This window comes from Streptomyces sp. LUP30, assembly GCF_001746365.1.
GTDB lineage: Bacteria > Actinomycetota > Actinomycetes > Streptomycetales > Streptomycetaceae > Streptomyces.
The window spans coordinates 32,718-52,218 of sequence record NZ_MJAJ01000034.1; the positions used below are offsets into that span (position 1 = coordinate 32,718).

Annotated in this window: 23 protein-coding genes; 10 read left to right on the plus strand and 13 right to left on the minus strand. The window is 72.6% G+C overall.

The window, feature by feature from the left end; translation table 11 throughout:
* The first annotated feature begins 62 nt into the window (after window positions 1-62).
* The gene (locus BG482_RS25325; RefSeq protein WP_069771439.1) at window positions 63-575 is read left to right on the plus strand and encodes a DinB family protein; all 513 of its coding nucleotides are present in this window, start codon (window positions 63-65) and stop codon (window positions 573-575) included.
* Between the two features lie 370 nt (window positions 576-945).
* On the plus strand, window positions 946-1,425 hold the full coding sequence (locus BG482_RS25330) for a hypothetical protein (protein ID WP_256096477.1): 480 nt from the start codon (window positions 946-948) through the stop codon (window positions 1,423-1,425).
* Between the two features lie 45 nt (window positions 1,426-1,470).
* On the opposite strand, the gene BG482_RS25335 is transcribed toward BG482_RS25330, so the two are convergent.
* From BG482_RS25335 to BG482_RS25365, 7 genes are all read right to left on the minus strand, one after another.
* The gene (locus tag BG482_RS25335; RefSeq protein ID WP_069771441.1) at window positions 1,471-2,001 is read right to left on the minus strand and encodes a hypothetical protein; all 531 of its coding nucleotides are present in this window, start codon (window positions 1,999-2,001) and stop codon (window positions 1,471-1,473) included.
* A gap of 159 nt (window positions 2,002-2,160) precedes the next feature.
* Window positions 2,161-2,844: a uracil-DNA glycosylase gene (gene ung, locus BG482_RS25340; RefSeq protein ID WP_069771442.1), complete on the minus strand. Its 684-nt coding sequence runs from the start codon at window positions 2,842-2,844 to the stop codon at window positions 2,161-2,163.
* Window positions 2,845-3,003: 159 nt separating this feature from the next.
* Entirely contained in the window at window positions 3,004-4,587 is a 1,584-nt protein-coding gene (locus tag BG482_RS25345) for an ABC transporter substrate-binding protein (RefSeq protein WP_069771443.1), read from the minus strand.
* Between the two features lie 242 nt (window positions 4,588-4,829).
* Complete coding sequence (locus BG482_RS25350; RefSeq protein ID WP_069771444.1) at window positions 4,830-5,591, minus strand: SDR family oxidoreductase; 762 nt, start codon at window positions 5,589-5,591, stop codon at window positions 4,830-4,832.
* 30 nt (window positions 5,592-5,621) lie between these two features.
* Entirely contained in the window at window positions 5,622-6,383 is a 762-nt protein-coding gene (gene fabG, locus BG482_RS25355; RefSeq protein ID WP_069771445.1) for a 3-oxoacyl-ACP reductase FabG, read from the minus strand.
* 168 nt (window positions 6,384-6,551) lie between these two features.
* Window positions 6,552-6,968: a DUF3037 domain-containing protein gene (locus tag BG482_RS25360; RefSeq protein ID WP_069771446.1), complete on the minus strand. Its 417-nt coding sequence runs from the start codon at window positions 6,966-6,968 to the stop codon at window positions 6,552-6,554.
* Entirely contained in the window at window positions 6,965-7,720 is a 756-nt protein-coding gene (locus BG482_RS25365) for a HipA family kinase (RefSeq protein ID WP_069771447.1), read from the minus strand. Before BG482_RS25365 ends, BG482_RS25360 begins: the two co-directional genes overlap by 4 nt.
* Before the next feature lie 191 nt (window positions 7,721-7,911).
* On the opposite strand from BG482_RS25365, the gene BG482_RS25370 reads away from it, so the two are divergent.
* A complete protein-coding gene (locus BG482_RS25370; RefSeq protein ID WP_069771448.1) occupies window positions 7,912-8,415 on the plus strand; it encodes a Rieske (2Fe-2S) protein in 504 nt (167 codons plus the stop codon).
* On the opposite strand, the gene BG482_RS25375 is transcribed toward BG482_RS25370, so the two are convergent.
* Complete coding sequence (locus tag BG482_RS25375) at window positions 8,402-9,064, minus strand: cysteine hydrolase (protein WP_069771449.1); 663 nt, start codon at window positions 9,062-9,064, stop codon at window positions 8,402-8,404. The two genes, BG482_RS25370 and BG482_RS25375, sit on opposite strands and share 14 nt — an antisense overlap.
* A 135-nt stretch (window positions 9,065-9,199) precedes the next feature.
* On the opposite strand from BG482_RS25375, the gene BG482_RS25380 reads away from it, so the two are divergent.
* On the plus strand, window positions 9,200-9,667 hold the full coding sequence (locus tag BG482_RS25380) for a pyridoxamine 5'-phosphate oxidase family protein (RefSeq protein WP_069771450.1): 468 nt from the start codon (window positions 9,200-9,202) through the stop codon (window positions 9,665-9,667).
* Window positions 9,668-9,730: 63 nt separating this feature from the next.
* On the opposite strand, the gene BG482_RS25385 is transcribed toward BG482_RS25380, so the two are convergent.
* Entirely contained in the window at window positions 9,731-10,684 is a 954-nt protein-coding gene (locus tag BG482_RS25385) for a LysR family transcriptional regulator (protein ID WP_069771451.1), read from the minus strand.
* A gap of 73 nt (window positions 10,685-10,757) precedes the next feature.
* Between BG482_RS25385 and BG482_RS25390 the strand changes: the two genes are divergently transcribed.
* Window positions 10,758-11,720 (plus strand): DMT family transporter, encoded by a 963-nt coding sequence (locus tag BG482_RS25390; protein ID WP_069771452.1) that lies wholly within the window; start codon window positions 10,758-10,760, stop codon window positions 11,718-11,720.
* A 51-nt stretch (window positions 11,721-11,771) separates the two neighbouring features.
* On the opposite strand, the gene BG482_RS25395 is transcribed toward BG482_RS25390, so the two are convergent.
* Entirely contained in the window at window positions 11,772-13,103 is a 1,332-nt protein-coding gene (locus BG482_RS25395) for an aminotransferase class I/II-fold pyridoxal phosphate-dependent enzyme (RefSeq protein WP_069771453.1), read from the minus strand.
* A 35-nt stretch (window positions 13,104-13,138) separates the two neighbouring features.
* On the opposite strand from BG482_RS25395, the gene BG482_RS25400 reads away from it, so the two are divergent.
* From BG482_RS25400 to BG482_RS25410, 3 genes are all read left to right on the plus strand, one after another.
* Window positions 13,139-13,825 carry a pyridoxamine 5'-phosphate oxidase family protein gene (locus BG482_RS25400; protein WP_069771454.1) on the plus strand — a complete coding sequence of 229 codons (687 nt, stop codon included), beginning with the start codon at window positions 13,139-13,141 and terminating at the stop codon, window positions 13,823-13,825.
* Window positions 13,825-14,469: an FMN-binding negative transcriptional regulator gene (locus BG482_RS25405; protein ID WP_069771455.1), complete on the plus strand. Its 645-nt coding sequence runs from the start codon at window positions 13,825-13,827 to the stop codon at window positions 14,467-14,469. The genes BG482_RS25400 and BG482_RS25405 overlap by 1 nt, the downstream gene beginning before the upstream one ends.
* 195 nt (window positions 14,470-14,664) lie before the next feature.
* Window positions 14,665-15,312: a dihydrofolate reductase family protein gene (locus tag BG482_RS25410; protein ID WP_069771456.1), complete on the plus strand. Its 648-nt coding sequence runs from the start codon at window positions 14,665-14,667 to the stop codon at window positions 15,310-15,312.
* 45 nt (window positions 15,313-15,357) lie between these two features.
* Here BG482_RS25410 and BG482_RS25415 read toward each other — a convergent pair whose 3' ends face one another.
* Entirely contained in the window at window positions 15,358-16,362 is a 1,005-nt protein-coding gene (locus tag BG482_RS25415; protein WP_069771457.1) for a DMT family transporter, read from the minus strand.
* 82 nt (window positions 16,363-16,444) lie between these two features.
* The gene (locus tag BG482_RS25420; protein ID WP_069771490.1) at window positions 16,445-17,074 is read right to left on the minus strand and encodes a Clp protease N-terminal domain-containing protein; all 630 of its coding nucleotides are present in this window, start codon (window positions 17,072-17,074) and stop codon (window positions 16,445-16,447) included.
* A 307-nt stretch (window positions 17,075-17,381) separates the two neighbouring features.
* Here BG482_RS25420 and BG482_RS25425 point away from each other — a divergent pair, with 307 nt between their 5' ends.
* Window positions 17,382-17,810 (plus strand): SRPBCC family protein, encoded by a 429-nt coding sequence (locus BG482_RS25425; protein WP_069771458.1) that lies wholly within the window; start codon window positions 17,382-17,384, stop codon window positions 17,808-17,810.
* 121 nt (window positions 17,811-17,931) lie between these two features.
* On the opposite strand, the gene BG482_RS25430 is transcribed toward BG482_RS25425, so the two are convergent.
* Window positions 17,932-18,573, minus strand: a complete 642-nt coding sequence (locus BG482_RS25430) for a PadR family transcriptional regulator (RefSeq protein ID WP_079142131.1) — start codon at window positions 18,571-18,573, stop codon at window positions 17,932-17,934.
* A 99-nt stretch (window positions 18,574-18,672) separates the two neighbouring features.
* On the opposite strand from BG482_RS25430, the gene BG482_RS25435 reads away from it, so the two are divergent.
* Window positions 18,673-19,488 (plus strand): SDR family NAD(P)-dependent oxidoreductase, encoded by an 816-nt coding sequence (locus tag BG482_RS25435; protein ID WP_069771460.1) that lies wholly within the window; start codon window positions 18,673-18,675, stop codon window positions 19,486-19,488.
* Window positions 19,489-19,501: the final 13 nt, after the last annotated feature.

Here is a 19,501-nt window from a genome sequence, read left to right on the forward strand (position 1 = left end):
CGGTCTGCCCGGTCGGCGGAAAATCCGTGGTGAGCGGGGCGATCAGGAGACACCATGCGGACATGACCACACCGCGCACCGGACCCGCCCTGAACGCCGACGAACGCACGATGCTGGAAGGCTGGCTGGACTACCACCGGCAGACCCTGGCGCAGAAATGCGAGGGCCTCACCGACGCCCAGCTGCGCACCGCCTCCGTGCCGCCTTCCGAACTGTCCCTGATGGGGCTGGTGCGGCACATGGCGGACGTGGAGCGGAGCTGGTTCCGCAGGGTGCTCGTGGGCGACGGCGCCGGGCCGATCCACTACAGCGACGCGGACCCGGACGGCGAGTTCCATCTCACCGACGCCGACACCTGGGCACAGGCGCACGCCACGTGGCAGGCCGAGATCGAGGTCGCCCGGCGCTACGCGGCCGACTTCGCGCTGGACGACTTCTCGCGCGGCCGGAGCAGGTTCACCGACGAGCCGTTCACCCTGCGCTGGATCTACACGCACATGATCGAGGAGTACGCCCGCCACAACGGCCACGCCGACCTCATCCGCGAGCGGATCGACGGCGCCACCGGGGACTGACCGCCGGGGACTGACCGCCGGGGACTCCGCGCCGCGGCCGACTTCGGGGCCTGCGGCGAGGGCGGGCGTCCGGTGAGGGGCAGACGCCGAGGACCCGCGGCGGGGAGCGGCCGGGCCGGACCCCGGGCAGCCGGGCGGGGCCCCGGGCGACGGGAACTCGCGCCGGGGGCCGGCGTCCGGGCCTGTGGGGATCGGCAGCGGGGCCGCGCAGAGTTCCGGGGCGGGGGGACGCTTCGCCAGGGACGACGTTCGAGGCGTCGTCAGCGGCGGCGGGCTCGCACCCTCCTTACGGGGTACGAGATCACCCGTGCGGGGCAACCTCCGCTCGTGCGCTGTCGCGCGGGCGGCCGGAACCACCAGAGTGGCGCGGGTGCATCGAACGACGACTACCGCGACGCTCCTGGTCACCGTGGCCTTCTCGGCCCTGTCCGGCTGCGTGACCGTCCAGCGTCCGCCCGTGCCCGGTCCGGCCGCGGCGCCCGCCGAGCCGTCCGTGCCACGGCCCGGCGGGCGGGCCGAGACGCAGATCGTGCAGGCGCCCGCCAGGGAGGCGCTGGAGATGGCCGAGTCGTCCCGGAAGCAGGAGAAGCGGAAAGCAGCGCGGCCGCGGCGGACGGCCGAGGAGCCGTCGGCCGGACGGCCGCCGTCGTCGGACACCGGTCCGCAGGCCCGGGAGCCCGACCCGCAGCCGCCGCGGCACGCACCGCCCCGCGTGGACCTCCAGGACGTGGAGGACGCGGTGCGCGGGAAAGCCGACGCATGCGCCCTGGGCAGGAAGTACGGCGCGTGGCAGGGGGACAGCAAGGAGGCCGCCATCTGCGAGCAGGCCGAGCGGGCCTACGGGCGGTGACGGGATCCGGGCCGCACCGGGACGCCCGCCCGCCGCCGCCCGCTCTCATCGCTCCCGTCTCCACTCCCCCTCCCCGAGCCGCAGCTCCATCCTGTTGAGAGCCGCCCGCACCCCGTCCCCGTAGCTGTCGTCGGCCAGTGCGGCGGCCGCCCCGCGTGCCCGCCGCACATGGACGCGGGCGGCGTCCGCGCGGCCGAGTTTCACGTAGTCCGCCGCCAGGTTGAGGTGGAGGGACGGGAGGAGCGCCCTCGCCTGGGACGACCCCTGGTCCTGGGCGGCCCCCTGAGGCTCCTCCCCCGGCCGCAGCCGCTCCCCCGCCGAGCCGTCGTGCTCCTGCGCCGCGGTCAGCGCCCGCAGATCCCACGCCAGTTCGTCCAAGGGGTCGTCGTGGGTGTCGGCGAGATAGTGGGCGAGGGTGCAGCGGTGCAGCGGGTCGCCCTCCTCGCCGATCTCCGTCCACAGGTCGAGGAGCCGGCGGCGGGCCTCCTCGCGGTCTCCCCCGTGGTGCAGCATCACGACCTGCCCGATCCGCGTCAGCAGGGTGTCCGGCGTCGTCCGTCCCTGTCGGTCCGCCACCCTCGGCCTCCTTGCGTCGCGCTCGTTGCGACGACGCTAGCCGCCGGCGGGGGCGATCACGGTCAGGCGGCACCGGGCCGGCCCCCGCGGGAACCGGCCCGGCGGCAGGACGCGACCGACCCGGGACGCGACGAGCGGCCCGCGGCGGGACGGAACGGGTCAGTCCAGGTTCGGGATGGTCCAGTCGATCGGCTCATGGCCCTGCTGCGCCACCGCCGCGTCGATCTGGGTGAAGGGGCGGGAGCCGAAGAACTTCTTCGCCGAGAGCGGCGAGGGGTGCGCGCCCTTGACCACGATGTGCCGCGTCTCGTCGATGAGCGGCAGCTTCTTCTGCGCGTAGTTGCCCCACAGCACGAAGACCGCCGGGTCGGGACGGTCGGCCACCGCGCGGATCACCGCGTCGGTGAACCTCTCCCAGCCCTTGCCCTTGTGCGAGTTCGCCTCGCCGGAGCGGACCGTGAGGACCGCGTTGAGCAGCAGGACGCCCTGCTGCGCCCACGGCATCAGGTAGCCGTTGTCCGGGACGGGCGTGCCCAGCTCCGCGTGCATCTCCTTGTAGATGTTGCGCAGGGACGGCGGGATCTTCACCCCGGGCCGCACCGAGAAGCACAGGCCGTGTCCCTGGCCCTCGCCGTGGTACGGGTCCTGTCCGAGGACGAGCACCTTCACCCGCTCGTACGGCGTCGCGTCGAGTGCGGCGAACACCTCTTCGCGCGGAGGGTAGACAGGGCCTTTCGCCCGCTCCTCCTCGACGAACTCCGTCAGCTCCTTGAAGTAGGGCTGCTGCAGTTCGTCGCCCAGAACCCCGCGCCAGGACTCGGGCAGCATGGCGATGTCGGTCACGTCAACGTCCTTCGGTGTGCGGTCGCTTCAGACTGCAGAACCTACAGGCGACCACTGACAACCCGTACCGCGGACGGTTCTCGGGGGCCCACCGGAGAGCTCTCCCGAGACCCTCCCGAGGGCCGTCCCGCAGCCGGTCACCGGCTCATCGACCGGCTTCTACCAGCTGGTCTTCCGCGACAGCTCCCAGACCATCATGATCGTCGACGGGTCCAGGGCGCGCTCCCCGCCCGAGACGTCCTCGGACGAGGCGATGTACTGCTTGCCCTGCCACAGGGGCAGCAGCCGGGCGTCCCGGACGAGGATCTGCTGGGCCTCCTCGAAGTCCTTCGCCACCTCGGCGCGGTCGCTCTCCTGGCGGGAGTGGGGCAGCAGCACCTGCGTGATCTTCTTCTCCGGGTAGGGCGTGCCGAGCGCGTTCTGCTCGCCCACGAAGGGGGCGACGAAGTTGTCGGGGTCCGGGAAGTCGGGGGACCAGCCGCGCCCGAACACCGGGTACTCGCCGTTCTGGTAGCCGACCACGTAGGCGTTCCAGGGGCGGCTCTTCAGCGTGACCGAGAACAGGCCGGACGCCTCCAGCTGCCTCTTGATCTCCTTGAACTCCAGCGCGGTGTCGGAGCCGTAGCGGTCGGTGGTGTACCAGAGGGTGAGCGGCACGGTCTCGGTGATGCCGGCCTCGGTGAGGATCTTGCGGGCCTTGGCGGTGTCGGGGTCGCCGAAGGAGTCGAAGAAGCCGGTGGTGTGGCCGGTCAGCCCGGTCGGGACCATGGAGTACAGGGGGTCGACCGTGTCCTTGTAGACCTTGTGGGCGATCGCGGCCCGGTCGATGACCTGGGCCACGGCCCGGCGCACGGGCAGCTTGTCCGACCAGTCGTCCTTGGGGTTGAAGACCAGGTAGTTGATGTTGGTGGCCGCGCCCTCGACGAGCTGCAGCCCCTCGTTGGCGGCGCCCTTGCCCTCCAGCTCGACGATGTCGTCGGCGGCGAGGCCCTGGTAGGTGATGTCGATGTCCTTGGCGCGCAGGGCCTTGACCATGGCGCCGGAGTCCTGGAAGTAGCGGATGTCCACCGCGTCATTCTTGCGCTCGGCGAGGCCCTTGTAGCCGTCGTTGCGCACGAGCACGGACTGCTTGCCCTCTTGGTAGGACTGGAGCCGGTAGGGCCCGGAGCCGACGATGCCGTCGTCCTTGCGCAGGGACTTCGCGGGGTAGTCGTCGGGGTCGACGATCGACATGCCGGGGGTGGCGAGCACGAACGGGAAGGTGGCGTCGGCCTTGTTGAGCCGGAAGAGCACCTCGCGGTCGCCCTTCGTCACCACGCTGTCCAGGCTGCCGAGCAGTCCGTTGGGGCCGGTGGGGGCGTTGATCGTCCGGATCCGGTCGATCGAGTACTTCACGGCCCGCGCGTCCAGCTTGTCGCCGTTGGAGAACTTGAGCCCGTCGCGCAGTTCGCACTTGTAGGTGCGACTGGTGCTGTCCGTGAACTCGCAGGACTCGGCGGCGTCCGGCTGCGGGGCCGTCGTGCCGTTCGGGTAGCTCAGCAGCGTCTGGTAGATGTTGCGGAACAGCTCCCAGGAGCCGTCCCAGGCGGCCGCGGGGTCCAGCGTGCTGGGCGCACTGGTGGTGCCCACGACGATCGGCCCGGCATTGTCGGAGCTCTCCTCCCCCAGGAGGCTGCACCCGGCCACCAGGGATATGGACACGATCGCCGCCATCTGCTGCAAGGATCGGTTCCGGTTGAACACGCGCACGCTCCTCGATCTGCCATGCCAAGGGTTGGCAGACCATACCGCAGCGCCGCGCGGCCTGAACCCGCGCCTGTACGGCGTTCTTGATCACTCTCGGTATGACGACGTTGTCATCACCGTGGCCGAGGCGCGTATGTCCCGGTATACGACGACACGGGCGCCGTTTCCGTCGGGAAAACGGCGCCCGTGGACGCGGTCGTCGCGGTGCGCCCCGGGCCGGGGTGCGGCCCGGGGCGGGCTCAGCCCACGCCCGCGTTGAGGAAGATGCCGCCGTCGACGACGAGCGTCTGGCCGGTGATCCAGTCCGACTGCTCCGAGGTCAGGAACGCGGCCGTGCCCCCGATGTCGGAGGGCACGCCCAGCCGGGCCAGCGGGTAGGCCGCGGCCGCCTCCTCCTCGCGGCCCTCGTACAGGGCCTGGGCGAACTTGGTCTTCACCACCGCCGGGGCGATCGCGTTGACCCGCACGCGCGGCGCGTACTCGTGCGCCAGCTGCAGGGTCAGGTTGATCATCGCGGCCTTGCTGATGCCGTACGCGCCGATGAAGGGCGAGGCCGACAGGCCCGCGACGGAGGCGATGTTGACGATCGCGCCGCCGTTCTCCTTCTGCCAGGCGTGCCAGGTCCGCTGGGCGAAGCCGAGCGCGGAGACCACGTTGGTCTCGAAGACCTTGCGGGCGACGTTCAGGTCCAGGTCGGCGATCGGGCCGAACACCGGGTTCGTGCCGGCGTTGTTGACCAGGAAGTCGACGCGGCCGAAGGCCTCCATCGTGCGGTCCACGGCGGCGGCCTGGTGCTCCTCGTCGTGCGCCTTGCCGGCGACGCCGATGACCCGGTCGGCGCCGAGCCGCTCGACGGCCTCCTTCAGGGCGTCCTCGCCCCGGCCGGTGATGCAGACCCGGTCGCCGCGGGCGACGAGCGCCTCGGCGACGCCGTAGCCGATGCCTCGGCTGGCGCCCGTGACGAGGGCCACCTTGCCGGAGAGTTCGGGCAGTTCAGTCATGTTCGTGATCCCCAGGGTCCTTGGCAGCGGTTAGTCGAGCGGTCCGCCGGCGACGTACAGCACCTGGCCGGAGACGAAGCCGGCGGCCTCGTTCGTGAAGAACGCGATCGCGTTGGCGATGTCGTCGGGCTCGCCGACACGCGCGACCGGGATCTGGGTGGCCGCAGCCGCCTTGAACTCCTCGAAGCCCATGCCGACGCGGGCGGCGGTGGCGGCGGTCATGTCGGTGGCGATGAAGCCGGGGGCGACGGCGTTGGCGGTGATGCCGAACTTGCCGAGCTCGATGGCCAGGGTCTTGGTGAAGCCCTGCAGACCGGCCTTGGCGGCCGAGTAGTTGGCCTGGCCGCGGTTGCCCAGCGCCGAGGAGGAGGACAGGTTGACGACACGGCCGAAGCCGGCGTCGACCATGTGCTTCTGGACGGCCTTGGTCATGAGGAACGAGCCGCGCAGGTGCACGTTCAGCACCGTGTCCCAGTCGGCGGCGCTCATCTTGAACAGCAGGTTGTCGCGGAGCACGCCGGCGTTGTTCACGAGGATCGTCGGCGCGCCGAGCTCCTCGACGATCCGGGCGATCGCGGCCTCGACCTGGGCCTCGTCGGAGACGTCGGCGCCGATGGCGACGGCCTTGCCGCCGGCGGCGGTGATCTTCTCGACGGTGTCCTTGCAGGCGGCCTCGTCGAGGTCGACGACCGCGACAGCACGGCCCTCGGCCGCCAGTCGTACGGCGGTGGCCGCTCCGATGCCCCGCGCCGCGCCCGTGACTACGGCGACCCGCTGCTCAGTGGTGGACATTGCTGGTTCTCCTCGCCCTTGAGAAAGCCTGAATGCGCCCGGGGGGCGCTGTTCCGCCCGGGGCGCTGGTGCGCCCGACTGGTGAGCGACCGCTTAGTACCTTCGGCAGACGTGACGCTAGAAGCCCTGGCACCCGGTGTCAACGCCACACGTCGCCGGTGTGATCCATTACCTCACCAGCAGCTGGAGCAACCGGTCCGTCTCGGCCGCCGGGTCGGTGGTGAGCCCGGTGTGCACGGGGCCCGGCTGGACGATCGTCGAGCGGGGTGCGATCAGCCACCGAAAACGCCGTCCGGCGTCGTCGCGTGCCGCCTGACCGGCCGAGGCGCCGCCCGCGCAGACGCCCTCGACGGCCCGTAGGGCGGCCCGCACCCCCGCCACGTCCGCTTCCGCGTCCAGCGCCAGCAACTTCGTCTCGTCGAGGTGGGTGCGTGCGCCGACGTAGTCCTGACCGCGGCAGTAGACCAGCACGCCCGCGTTGATGCACTCGCCGCGCTCCACGCGCGGGACGACGCGCAGCAGCGCGTACTCGAAGACGTCCCGGTCGCCGCCCTGACCCGGCCTGATGATGTGGCGGTCGTTCACTCGGTCCCCTTGATGCGGTCGTGGATGACGGCGGCGCGTGCCAGGAGGGGCGCCGCGTAGGCGTGCCGGAGCGTGTCCGGAGTGTCGAAGCCGGGTTCGTCCGTCAGCCAGACGTCGGGGATCTCGGCGGTGACCTCGGCGAGCAGGTCGGCGGTGACCAGCGGGGCCAGCTCCGCCGCCGCGGCCGCGACGTCCGGCCCGAAGGGGGCGAGGACGTGGTCGGAGGCGTCGTAGGGGCGGGCCGCCGAGGTCTCGGCGGTGGGCCAGTTGTGGTGCCAGATCATGGTCGCGCCGTGGTCGACGAGCCACAGGTCTCCGCGGTGCACCAGGAGGTTGGGGTTGCGCCAGGAGCGATCGACGTTGTTCACCAGCGCGTCGAACCAGACGATGCGGCCGGCCTCCTCGGGGCTCACCGGGAAGGCGAGCGGGTCGAAGCCGAGGGCGCCGGAGAGGAAGGCCATGCCGAGGTTGGTCCCGCCGCTCGCCTTCAGCAACTCCTGCACCTGGACGTCGGGTTCGCCGAGCCCCAGCAGGACGTCGAGCTCCACGGCCGCCAGCGGGGGCACCCGCAGGCCGAGCCGGCGGGCCAGTTCGCCGCAGACCACCTCCGCGACGAGCGTCTTGCGGCCCTGTCCGGCGCCGGTGAACTTCAGGACGTACAGGCCGAGGTCGTCCGCCTCGACGAGTCCCGGCAGGGATCCGCCCTCACGCAGTGGCGTGACGTAACGGGTGGCGGTGACTTCCTTGAGCATCGCCCCAGGTTACTGGGCCTGCACCGATGCACGGCCGACAGCTCGGCGACAGCTGCTGCTTACGCCGCGCTCATGTCGACCCCGTCAATATCTCGACACCGTCCGAACTCGCCGAGGGCGCTGAACAAGCCGCGCCCCCGGCTCGTACCTCACGGCAGATCCACACACCCCCCTGGAAGGGAACCCCCAGCATGACCAGCGCATCGATCAAGTCCGCGTCGGGGCCTGCCCGCCGTGCCGTCGTGGCAGCCGCCGGAGCCGCGGGGCTCTCCGTCGCGCTGACCGCGTGCGGAGGCTCCGACGACGACTCGTCGTCGTCGGCCGGCGCCGCGGGTTCCACCGGATCCACCGCCGGCACGCCCGCCGCGAGCACGGGCGGCACGGGTGGCGGGGACAACGCGCCGGCGGGTGCGGCGCTCAGCAAGACGTCCGACATACCCGAGGGCGGCGGCAAGGTCTTCGAGACCGAGAAGGTGGTCGTCACCCAGCCGACGGCCGGCGCCTACAAGGCGTTCTCCGCGGTGTGCACCCACGCGGGCTGCGCGGTGAAGTCCGTCAACGACGGCGTGATCCACTGTCCCTGCCACAACAGCAACTTCTCGATCACGGACGGCAGCGTGAAGAGCGGTCCCGCGCGCAAGCCCCTGCCCGAGGTGCCGATCAAGGTCAGCGGAGACTCGATCACTCTGGCCTGACCTCCGCCTCCGCCGGGGCGGTCCGCCGGAGGCAGGCCAGCACTTCGTCGGTGGTCGCGACCGTGGCGACCAGCGCGAGGGTGTGGCGGATCATCGCGGAGGTGTAGTCGGCGGGCACCCCCGCGACGGCGTCCGACGGCACGACGACCGTGTAGCCCCGGTTGACGGCGTCGAAGACGGTGTTGGGAATCGCGACGTTGGCCGACACCCCGGTCACGATCAGGGTGCGGCAGCCGAGGTTGCGCAGCAGGGCGTCGACGTCGGTGCCCTGGACGGGCGACAGCCCGTGCAGCCGCCTCACGACGAGATCCTGCTCGGCGACGTCGATCGGCGGTGCGACGCGGGTCGCGTCGGTGCCGGCGAGCTGCTGGACGGGGAGGCGTTCGGCCGCGCGGAACAGCCGGGCGTTGCGGTTGGCGCCCCGGCCGTCGGGCCGGCGCTCGGCCACGGCGTGCACGACCTGGACGCCGTGCGCGCGGGCGGCCGCCACCAGCCGGGCGATGTTGGCGAGGGCACCCGACTCCCTTGCGGCACGTGCGAGTTGGGGAAGCGCGGCGGCCGGTCCGACGACGCCCTGCTGGCATTCCACCGTGATCAGGACGGTGCCGGCGGGGTCGAGAAGGTCGCCGAGCTCTTCGTGCGACGGCATGGGCTCCCCCTGACGTCGGTGTGGGGCGGGCGACACTAACGGCCATTGCGCGGAGAGGGAAGAAGACCCATCATTTTCTGACGGGGTCTCAGAAAATCACCACAGGACGACACAAGAGAAGAATGAGGGGGCCGGATGACCGTCACTCAGCGTCGGGGCCGGAAGATCATGATGACCTCGGGCGAGCTGGACGCGTTCCTCACCGTCCAGCGCACCTGCCGGGTCGCGACCGTGTCCACCGACGGCGCCCCGCACGTCAGCGCCCTGTGGTTCTTCTGGGACGGGGACGCGCTCTGGCTGTACTCGGTGGTGCGCAGCAAGCGCTGGACCGATCTGCGCCGCGATCCCCGGGTCGCGATCGTGATCGACACGGGCGAGGAGTACGACAGTCTGCGCGGCGTCGAGCTGTCCGGCGCGGTGGAGTTCGTCGGGGAGATCCCGCGCACCGGTGAGCTGTGCGCCGAACTCGACGCGGTGGAGACCCTGTTCGCGCGCAAGAACTTCGGCCTCGACGCGATGCCGCACGACGGGCGGCACGCCTGGGTGCGGCTCAGGCCGGAGAAGGTCGTGTCCTGGGACTTCCGCAAGCTCGGCGGGGCGTGAGCCGCCGACCCGCCGCAGCCCGCCGTTCGGCCCGTCCCGGCAACCCGCCGCCTGCCCGTCCCCTCAGTCCGCCGCCCCGTCCGCCGTCTCCGCCGCCTCCGCAGTCTCCGCCGTCCGCCCCAGCGTCCGGCCCGCCGCCTCGAGCGCCTCGACGGCCGCCCGGATGGACGGGCGGCGGTCGGCGTCCGCCCGCCAGACGGCGTACACGTGCCGGCGCACCCGCTGCCGCAACGGGACCGTGACGACCCCCTCGGGCACCGGGTGACGCCCGAGCAGCGGCGCGATGCACACGCCCAGCCCGGCGGCCACCAGACCGAGTTGGGTGTGGGTCTCGGCCGCCCGGTGTCCGACGATCGGCTCGACCCCCCGTGAGCGCAGCGTGAACATCAGCCACTCGTGGCAGAACTCACCCTCGCCCCAGGTGATCCACTCGTCCTCGGCGAACTCCGCGAGGTCCACCTCGCCCCGGTGGGCGAGGGGATGTCCGGCCGGCATCGCGACGTCGGCGGGATCGTCGAGGACGGGCGCCTTGACCAGGCCGTCCGGCAGCGGCATCGGCTTGTTGTACCAGTCCAGGACGACGGCGAGGTCGAGGTCGCCGCGCACGACGCCGGCGATGCCGCGCTCCGGCTCCAGCTCGGAGGAGCGCAGCCGCAGTCCCGGATGCGCCTTGCGCAGCTCGGCGAGCACGACGGGGAACAGCCCACGCGCCGCGGTCGGGAACGCCGACAGTCGCAACTCCCCCGCCACCTGGCCGCGTTGCGCCTCCAGATCGGCCTGGGCCAGCTCGACCTGGGACAGGATGCGGGACGCGTGCTCGGCGAGCAGCCGCCCCGCGTCCGTCAGCCGCACCCCCCGTCCGTGTTTGGCGAGGAGCCGTTGGCCCACCTCCCGCTCCAGCTTCGCCATCTGCTGCGATACGGCCGACGTGGTGATGTGCAGGCCCAGGGCCGCTCCGCTGACCGATCCGTGCCGGGCGAGGGCGTCGAGGGTGCGCAGGCGCTCCAGGTTCAACATGTAAGCAATGCTACGAGGTACTGCTCGAAAATTCTCGATTGTGCTACGAGATCGTCTCCCGCATCGTTGAGCCATGACCACGGCGACCACACCCACTCCGCCCCGGCCCTCGCAGCGTCCCCCGACCCGGCCGGCCCCGCGCACCGCCGCCCGCCGACGCCACGCCCTCGACTGGCGTCTGCGCTTCGGCGCGCTGTCGCTGATCTGGGGTTTCAGCTTCCTGCTCATCAAGGTGGGCACGGGCGGCTACGCACCCTTCCAGGTCACGTTCGGCAGGCTGGCGTTCGGGACGGCCGTGCTGGCGGTCGCGATGGCGGTCAAGCGGGAGCGCCTCCCGCGCGGGGCGCGCACCTGGGCGCATCTGACCGTGTCCGCGTTCCTGCTCAACGCCCTGCCCTTCTCCCTCTTCGCCTACGCGGAGCTGACGATCCCGTCCACCCTGGCCGGCATCTGCAACGCGACCTCGCCGCTGTGGGGCATGGCCCTGTCCCTGGTCGCGCTCTCCGAGGACCGGCCGACCAGGCTGCGCGTCGCGGGTCTGGGTCTGGGGTTCCTGGGCGTGCTGACGGTGCTCGGGGCATGGCAGGGCTTCCACGGCCTGGACGCCGGTGGCACGACGCTGGCCCTGCTGGCCTCGCTCAGCTACCCGGTCGGCTGGATCTATCTCCGTCGCACACTGGCGCACACCGGCTCCTCCGCCCTGTCGATGACCGGCGCGCAACTGTTCCTGGCGACCCTGCAACTCGCCGTGGTCACCCCCCTGTTCACCACGCTCCCGACCCGCTTCCCGCTGCTCCCCCTGCTCGCGACGGCCGCCCTGGGGGCGCTGGGCACGGGCCTGGCCCTGCTGATGCAGTACGGCCTGGTCGCGGAGGTCGGTCCGACGACGGCTCAGATGGTCACGTACTTCATCCCGGTCATCGCGACGGCGGCGGGTGTCGCCCTGCTGGACGAGCCGCTGAGCTGGTCGACACCGGTGGGAGCGGCGATCGTCCTGGCGGGTGCGGCGCTGACCCAGGTGCGGGGCCGGTCCTGACCGGCGCGCGGCGGTTCCCCGCCCGGGGGCCGCCGCGCGCCGCCGCCGGCCTCAGACGTATCCGCGCACCCCGCCCACCCGCACCGCGGCGGCGACCGCGTCCGCGAGCCCGTCGATCTCGTCCTGCGCCAGGGTGGACACGGTGATCCGGATCCCGGGCGGGGACTCGACGCGGAACCGCGCCCCGGGGGCGACCGCCCACCCCGCCTGCAGCAGCCGGGTGACGGCCCCCGTCTCGTCGGGCACCGGGACCCAGACGTTCAGTCCGCTGCGTCCGCGCGCCCGGACCCCGCGGGCGGTCAGTGCGGCGATCAGCGCGTCGCGCCGGCTGCCGTACGCCGACGCCACCGCTCGCGGGTCCACCGCGTCGTCGGCCCACAGCCGCAGCACGGCCCGCTGGGTGATCCGGCTGACCCAGCCCGGGCCGAGCCGCTGCCGTCCGCTCACCCGGTCGAGGGTGACGTCGTCCCCGGCGAGGACGGCGAACCGCAGGTCCGGCCCATAGGCCTTGGCGGCCGAGCGCACGAAGGCCCAGTGCCGGGTGACTCCCGCGAGGGGATGCAGAGGCAGGTCGACGATCCGGTGACCGTGGTCGTCCTCGACGAGCAGGGTGTGCGGATGCTCCCCGAGCACGGCGCGCAGGGCACGCGCGCGCGGGGCGCTCACCGCCGCGCCGGTCGGGTTCTGCGCCCGGTCGGTGACGATCAGCGCGCGCGCCCCGGCCTCCAGCGCACGGCGCACGTCCTGGGGCAGGGGGCCCTCGTCGTCCAGGCCGACCGGCACGGTGCGCAGGCCGAGAGCCGGCACCAGGTCGAGCAGGGAGCCCCAGCCGGGATCCTCGACGGCCACGACGTCGCCCGGCCGCAGATGTGCGGCGAGGACGCGTTCGATCGCGTCCAGCGAACCGGAGGCGACCGCCACCGGTCCGGCCGGCACCCCGTCCGCGTCCAGATCGGCCCGGGCCAGCGCGGCCAGCTCGGGTTCCACCGGCGCGTGTCCGTACAGCACCGGCTCCCGGTCGCCCTGGGCGGCCGCCCAGGCGAACGCCGGGGCCAGCGGCGGCAGCAGCACCGTGTCCGGGTTGCCTGCGGACGCGTCCCGCACGCCCTCCGGGGCGTCCACCCGGATGAACTCGCGCCCGGTCGTGGCGGGCTTCGCGCGCACCCGGCTGCCCCGGCGGCCGTCGGTCTCGATCACCCCCCGCTCGCGCAGGATGCGATAGGCGGCCGCGACGGTGTTCGGGTTGACCCCGAGCTCGGTCGCCAACTCCCTCATGGGCGGCAGCAGTTGCCCCGGAGGCAGCTCGCCCGCCCCGACCGCCGCCTCCACGCTCGCGGAAATCTCGGCTGCTCTCCGGCCTTGGATCCGATACTCTCCTAGCACAAAATCTATTATGCACTAGTACAATGGAGAGCGCCATGCAGGGGACCGAGCAGCCGACGACGCCACCGCCCGCCGCCTACACCCCGACCGACCGCACGGTCCCCACCCGGGCCGCCCAGCAGGCGTCCTACGACAGGGAACTGGTGCACTCGATACTCGACGAGGGCTACGTGTGCCACCTCGGCTTCGTCCGCGACGGCGCGCCGATCGTGCTGCCGACGCTCTACGCCCGGGTCGGCGAGACGCTCTACGTGCACGGCTCGACCGGCTCGCGCCCCCTGAGGATGGCGGGACAGGCGGACCCGGGGTTGCCGGTCTGCCTGACGGTCACGCACGTCGACGGTCTGGTGCTGGCCCGCTCGGCCTTCCACCACTCGATCAACTACCGCTCGGTGGTGGTGCACGGCACCGCCTACGACGTGACGGACCCGCAGGACAAGCGCGCCGCGCTCGACGCCCTCGTCGACCATGTCGTCCCGGGCCGGGCCGCCGACTCGCGCCCCGCGAACCGCAAGGAGCTGGCGGCGACCGCGGTGATCCGTCTCGACCTCGGCGAGGTCTCGGCCAAGACCCGCACCGGCGGCGTGAACGACGAGCCCGAGGACCTCGCCCTCCCCCACTGGGCCGGCGTCCTCCCGCTGCGCAAGGGCTACGGCACCCCCGTCCCGGAGGCCGACCTCGCGCCCGGCGTCCGGGTCCCCGACTACCTCGCGGAGCTGTGATGCTCGTCCACCCCTGGGACGCGCCCCACGACGACGCCGAGTGGCGGGACTGGCTGGCCACGCACGACTTCGGCGAGCTGGCCGTCAACGGGCTGCCGGGAGAGCCGCCGTTCGTGCAGCCCCTGCACTTCGCCTACGACCCCGCCGACGACACGGCCGTCACCCACCTGGCCCGGCCCAACCCCCTGTGGCCCGCCCTGGAGGCGAACCCGGCGGTGACGCTGAGCGTGGTCGACGACTACGTCTTCGTGCCCGGCCCCTGGCAGGCGCCGCCCGGCGCCCCGGCCGAGCACGGCACCCCGACGAGCTTCTACACGGCGGTCCAGCTGCGGTGCACGGCGCACATCGTGGACGACCCGGCGGGCAAGGCCGACCTGCTCGTCCGCCAGATGGCGCACTTCCAGCCGGAAGGCGGCTCCGCGCGGCCGGCGCCGGGCGAGGCTCCGTACGGCCGCCTGCTCTCCGGCATCCGGGGGATCCGGCTCGAGGTGACCTCCGTGGAGGCCAAGTTCAAGTACGCGGCGCACCGGCCGGCCGAGACCCAGGACCGCATCGCCGCCGGACTCGCGACCCGCGGCGGTCCGGGCGACCCGGCGGCCCTGGAGCACCTGCTGCGCCGGCGCGCAGAACGACCGAGGACGTGACCGGGGGTTCGACGGGACACGGCCCGACCTGCTCGGACGCTCCGCGCCGGGAGGCCGTCCGCCTCCGTGACGCGTCCCGCGGCGCGTCCGTCAAAACAACTCACGCGCCGCTGTCGATCCGGCGGCGTCCCGTTCGACATCCTGGTGTAGGACGCATCGCCACACCAGGAGGCGACAGGACTGATGAGGAAACACGTGGATCAGCTGCTGCGCGTGCAGAACTTCACCATCTCGAGCGACGGCGTCGCAGCGGGCGAGGACCAGACTCTGGAGCGGCCCTTCGGCCACCACATCGATCCGGGGAAGCTCTTCTCCTGGGCCGGCGCCACGGCGAGCTGGCCCAACCGCACCGAGCCCGGGGGCAGCCGGGGCCTCGACGACTACTTCACCCGGGACTTCAGCCACAACATCGGCGCCGAGATCATGGGCCGCAACAAGTTCGGACCCCAGCGCGGCCCGTGGACCGACCACGAGTGGCGCGGGTGGTGGGGTGACGAGCCGCCCTTCCACACGCCGGTCTTCGTCCTGACCCACCACGAACGTCCTTCGTTCACGCTCTCCGACACCACGTTCCATTTCGTCGACGGCGACCCCGCCGCCGTTCTCACGCAGGCGCGTGAGGCCGCGCAGGGCAAGGACGTCCGGCTGGGCGGCGGTGTGACCACCGTCCGGGAGTTCCTCGACGCCGACCTCGTCGACACCATGCATGTGGTCGTCTCACCGGTGAAGCTCGGGTTCGGGCTACGTCTCTGGGACTCGCCCGAAGAGCTCCTGGACCGCTTCCACGTGGACGTGGTGCCCAGCCCGAGCGGTGTGACGCACCACCTCTTCTGGCGGAAGTGACGAGCAGCGGTCCTGCCGGCCGCGGTGACCTTTCCGGTCTCCGCGCTAGGCGGCCGTTCCGCGGGCCGACAGCTCCCGCTCGGGGCTGCCGGCCGCCACCGGGCCCGGCGAGCCCTTGGCGGGCGTCGACGACTGGGCGATGAAGGCGCCGAGAAGCACCACCGCCCCGCCGACGATCTGCGGGGCGGAAAGGTGCTCGCCGAGCAGCACCCACGCCAGGACGGTCGCGATGACCGCCTCCAGACAGGCCACCACTCCGGCGACCTGCGGGGAGAGCCGGCGCACGGAGACCACGCCGGTGACGTACGCGACGACCGTCGCGAGCAGCACGATCCACGCGAGCAACAGCCAGGCGGGGACCTCGGAGCCGTTCATGTCGGCGGTGTGCGCGAGCACGGACCAGTCCATGCCCCAGGGCCGGGCGACGACGGTCAGCACGACGGCGCCCACGAGGAGGCCGTAGGCGATGACCCCGAGCGGATCGGGGGCGTCGTCGCCGGAGTCGCTGCCCTGGTCGGACAGGACGAAGTAGCCGACCTGGCAGCAGGCGGCCGCCAGCGCGAGCAGCAGGCCGAGGGCGTCGAAGCCCAGGCCCGCCCAGATCTCGACCACACAGGCCAGCCCTCCCACCGCCAGGACGACACCGAGCGCGGCGGCCCGGGTCACGGGCCGCCGCTGCACGAAGCGCACCCAGCCGAGCACCAGGGCGGGGGCGAGGTACTCCACGAGCAGGGCCACGCCGACGGGGATCCGGGAGATCGCGGCGAAGTAGAACGCCTGCACTCCGGCCACGCCGAGCAGACCGAAGCCGGCGAGCAGCGCGGACCGGCTGCGCACCAGAGCGCGGTGGCGCACGGCGAGCGGCAGCATCACCAGCGCCGCGCCGGTCACCCGCAGCCACACCACGTGCAGCGGGTCGAGGCCCGCCTCGATCAGCGGCTTCGCCGCGACCCCGGACCCGCCGAAGGCGATGGCCGACCCGACCGCGAGAGAGAGCCCGAGGCCCTTTCCGCGGCTGCCCTGGCTGCTCACTGAGGTACGCACCGCCACATGATGACAGGCCATGACATGAGCGTCATCCCCGTTGACACCTGTCTCACCGGCTGGACGGCGTGGGCGGGGCACGGGCCGTTCAGCCGGCGGGGCCGCCGCCTTCGAGGCCCGCCGCGCACTCCTGGGGACCGTCCTCGATCCGGGCTCGCAGTTCGTACACGTCGACGCCGGCGCGGGTGAGGACCTCGACCGCCCGGGCCTGCGGGTCCGCGACCATCGCCGCGAGCAGGTCGACGCCCCGGGCCGGCGCGCCGGAGTGCCGGGCGGCCTCCTGGCGCGCCTGCTCCAGCGCGGCCGCGGCCAGCGGGGACAGCCCCTCGACGGCCGCCGCGCCAGGCGCCCCGCCCGCTTCCGCGGACGTCGCCGCCCCGGACGTCCGGCCGGGAGACCCGGCGGCCGTCACGACGGGTACGCCGCCGGAGTCCTCGACGCCACCCTGCCAGCGCAGCCCGTAGCCGATGCTGCGCTGGACGAGATAGCCGAGCAGCCGGGCCAAGTGGGGGCCGTCGAACGCGGCGCGGACCTGGGGGTCGTGTTCCAGGAGCGAGTGCAGCAGATGGGCGGTGTCGACCTGCCGGTCCCCGTCCCGCACCGCCCGGCGGCGGGCTGCGGCGAGCGCCGCCGCGGCGTCGGCGTCGAGCCCGGGGACGTCGTCCCTGCCGTGGGCCGCCCGGTCGCGGGGCGACTGCCGGGGGATACGGGGTTGCACGACCCCCATCCCATCAGTCGCCGCCGGGTGCGGTCGTCCCCGGCAGGGAGCATCTTGACGTCCCACGCAGAGTGGAGCAGGGTTGCCGGACTCTCCTCCTTACGGATGAGATCAGGCCGTTTCCCTCGACGGAGCGGCGATGCGGCGCATGGGCTGACGCGACGGGCGGGTCGTCGCGGCGCGGAGGTCGGACGGGCCTGCACCGGACAGCATTTCCTGACGGTTCGTCAGTATTGAATGTTCGACCGTCTGGAGTTACGTTCCGCGACACCGCAGCCGGAGCTGCCCGACACGAAGAGGTGGTCGCATGGCCGAAGTCAGCGCGGAGGCACGCATCCAGGCGCCGGCCGAGAAGGTGTGGGCCCAGCTCACCGACTGGCCGGCCTACGGGGAGTGGAACGCGACCCACACCAGCTTCCCCAAGGGCGGCCCGGCGACCCTCGAACCGGGCGCGACCTTCCTGGAGAACATGAAGCTCATGGGTTTCCCGGCCGAGGTCGAGTGGACCGTGGCGGAGCTCGAGCCGGCCCGGGTGCTCGCCATCCGAGGCAAGGGGCCGATGGCCGTCTCCGTCACCACCCGCTACACCCTGACCCCCGACGGCGACGGCACGACGGTCCGCATCGACGGCGAGTTCACCGGCGCGGCGGTGTCGCTGATGGCGGGCAAGCTCAAGGACTCGGGCACGGCCGCCCTGAACGAGTCGCTGCGCAAGCTGGGCACGCTCGTCACCTGAGCGCGGTCCACAAACGGGCGCGGACGCCGGATCACGCAGGGCGCCCGCCCGCAGCACGAAGGCGCCCCGCGGTCGATTCCGCGGAGCGCCTCCGTCGTCGTGCGGCCTGCCACCGGCCGGCTCAGTCCTCGTCGGCGAGGATCAGGTACAGCTTCTTGCGTGCCTCGTTGATGACCGCCAGAGCCTTCTCGCGCTGCTCCTTGCTGCCGGTCTTCCAGACCTGGCCGAAGGCCTCCATCAGACCGAAGCCGGCCTGGCGGATCTCACCGAGAGCCTCCCAGTCGACCCCGCGCGTGGCCTCCTCCCAGGGGGCGTCCGGGCCCTCCTCGGCGGCCGTGCGACCTTCTTCGGTGAGCGAGAACAGCTTCTTGCCGCCGTCGCTCGCACTGCTGATCAGGCCCTCGTCCTCCAGCAGCTGGAGGGTCGGGTACACCGACCCCGGGCTGGGCTTCCACGCCCCGCCGCTGCGCTCGGCGATCTCCTGGATCATCTCGTAGCCGTGCATGGGCCGGTCCGTGAGCAGGGCCAGGATCGAGGCCCGCACGTCTCCGCGCCGCGCCCTCCCCCTGGGTCCGCCCCGCCCTCGCCCGCCCCAGGGGCCGGGACCGAAGCCCGGACCGCCGAAGCCGAAGCCGGGGCCGCCCGGACCACCGGGGCCACCCGGACCGAAGGGCCCGAAGGCCGCACGCCGTCCGTCGAAGCCGCCGCGGCCGCGCCGGGGGCCGTCCTGTCCATGTCCACGCTCGAATCCGTGGGTACGCATCGCAAACCACTCCTTCATTCCATCGTTGATCTGTCGCGATGCGTCAACGATATATCGGTGAAGTTCGCTTGGCAAGGGTCTGCCGCTTAGGGTGCGGACATGACATCCCCGAACACCTCGCACGGCACCGGGCACAGCCCCTCGACCGCCTACCTCTCCGAGCTGTTCTCGCTGGTCGGGCGGGTCGCCCTGGTGACCGGCGGCAGTTCCGGCATCGGCCGCGGCATCGCGGGCGCTCTCGCACGGGCGGGGGCGAGCGTGGTGATCGTGGCGCGCAGGGAAGCGGAGCTGGCCGCGACGGTCGACGAGCTGACGGCCGACGGCTGCCGGGCGGCCTGGGTGAGCGGCGACCTCGGCACCCGTGACGGGGTGCGCACCGCGGCGGAGCGGGCGGCCGAGGTCTACGGCGAGCCCGACGTCCTGGTCAACTGCGCGGGGATCAACCTGCGGCCGCCGATGGACGAACTGGACGAGACGGTGTGGGACGCCACCATGAGCGTGAACCTGGAGGCGCCCTATCTGCTCGGCCGGCGCTTCGGACCCGGCATGGCCGAGCGGGGCTTCGGACGGATCATCCACGTCACCTCGCAGCAGGCGCACCGCGCGTTCGTCCGCAGCGGCGCCTACGGGGTCTCCAAGGGCGCCCTTGAGTCGCTGGCCCGCTCGCAGGCCGAGGCCTGGTCGCCCCACGGCGTCACCTGCAACACGCTGGTGCCCGGGTTCGTCATGACCCCGCTCAACACACGGCTGTCGTCCGACCCCGAGAAGGTGGCGGCGCTGGCCGCGCGCACGATGGTCGGCCGCAACGGTCTCGCCGAGGACTTCGCCGGGGCGGCCGTGTTCCTGGCGAGCCGCGCCTCCGGCTATGTCACCGGGCAGGCGATCTTCGTCGACGGAGGGTTCTCCGTCCACTGAGCCCGGCCCGGCC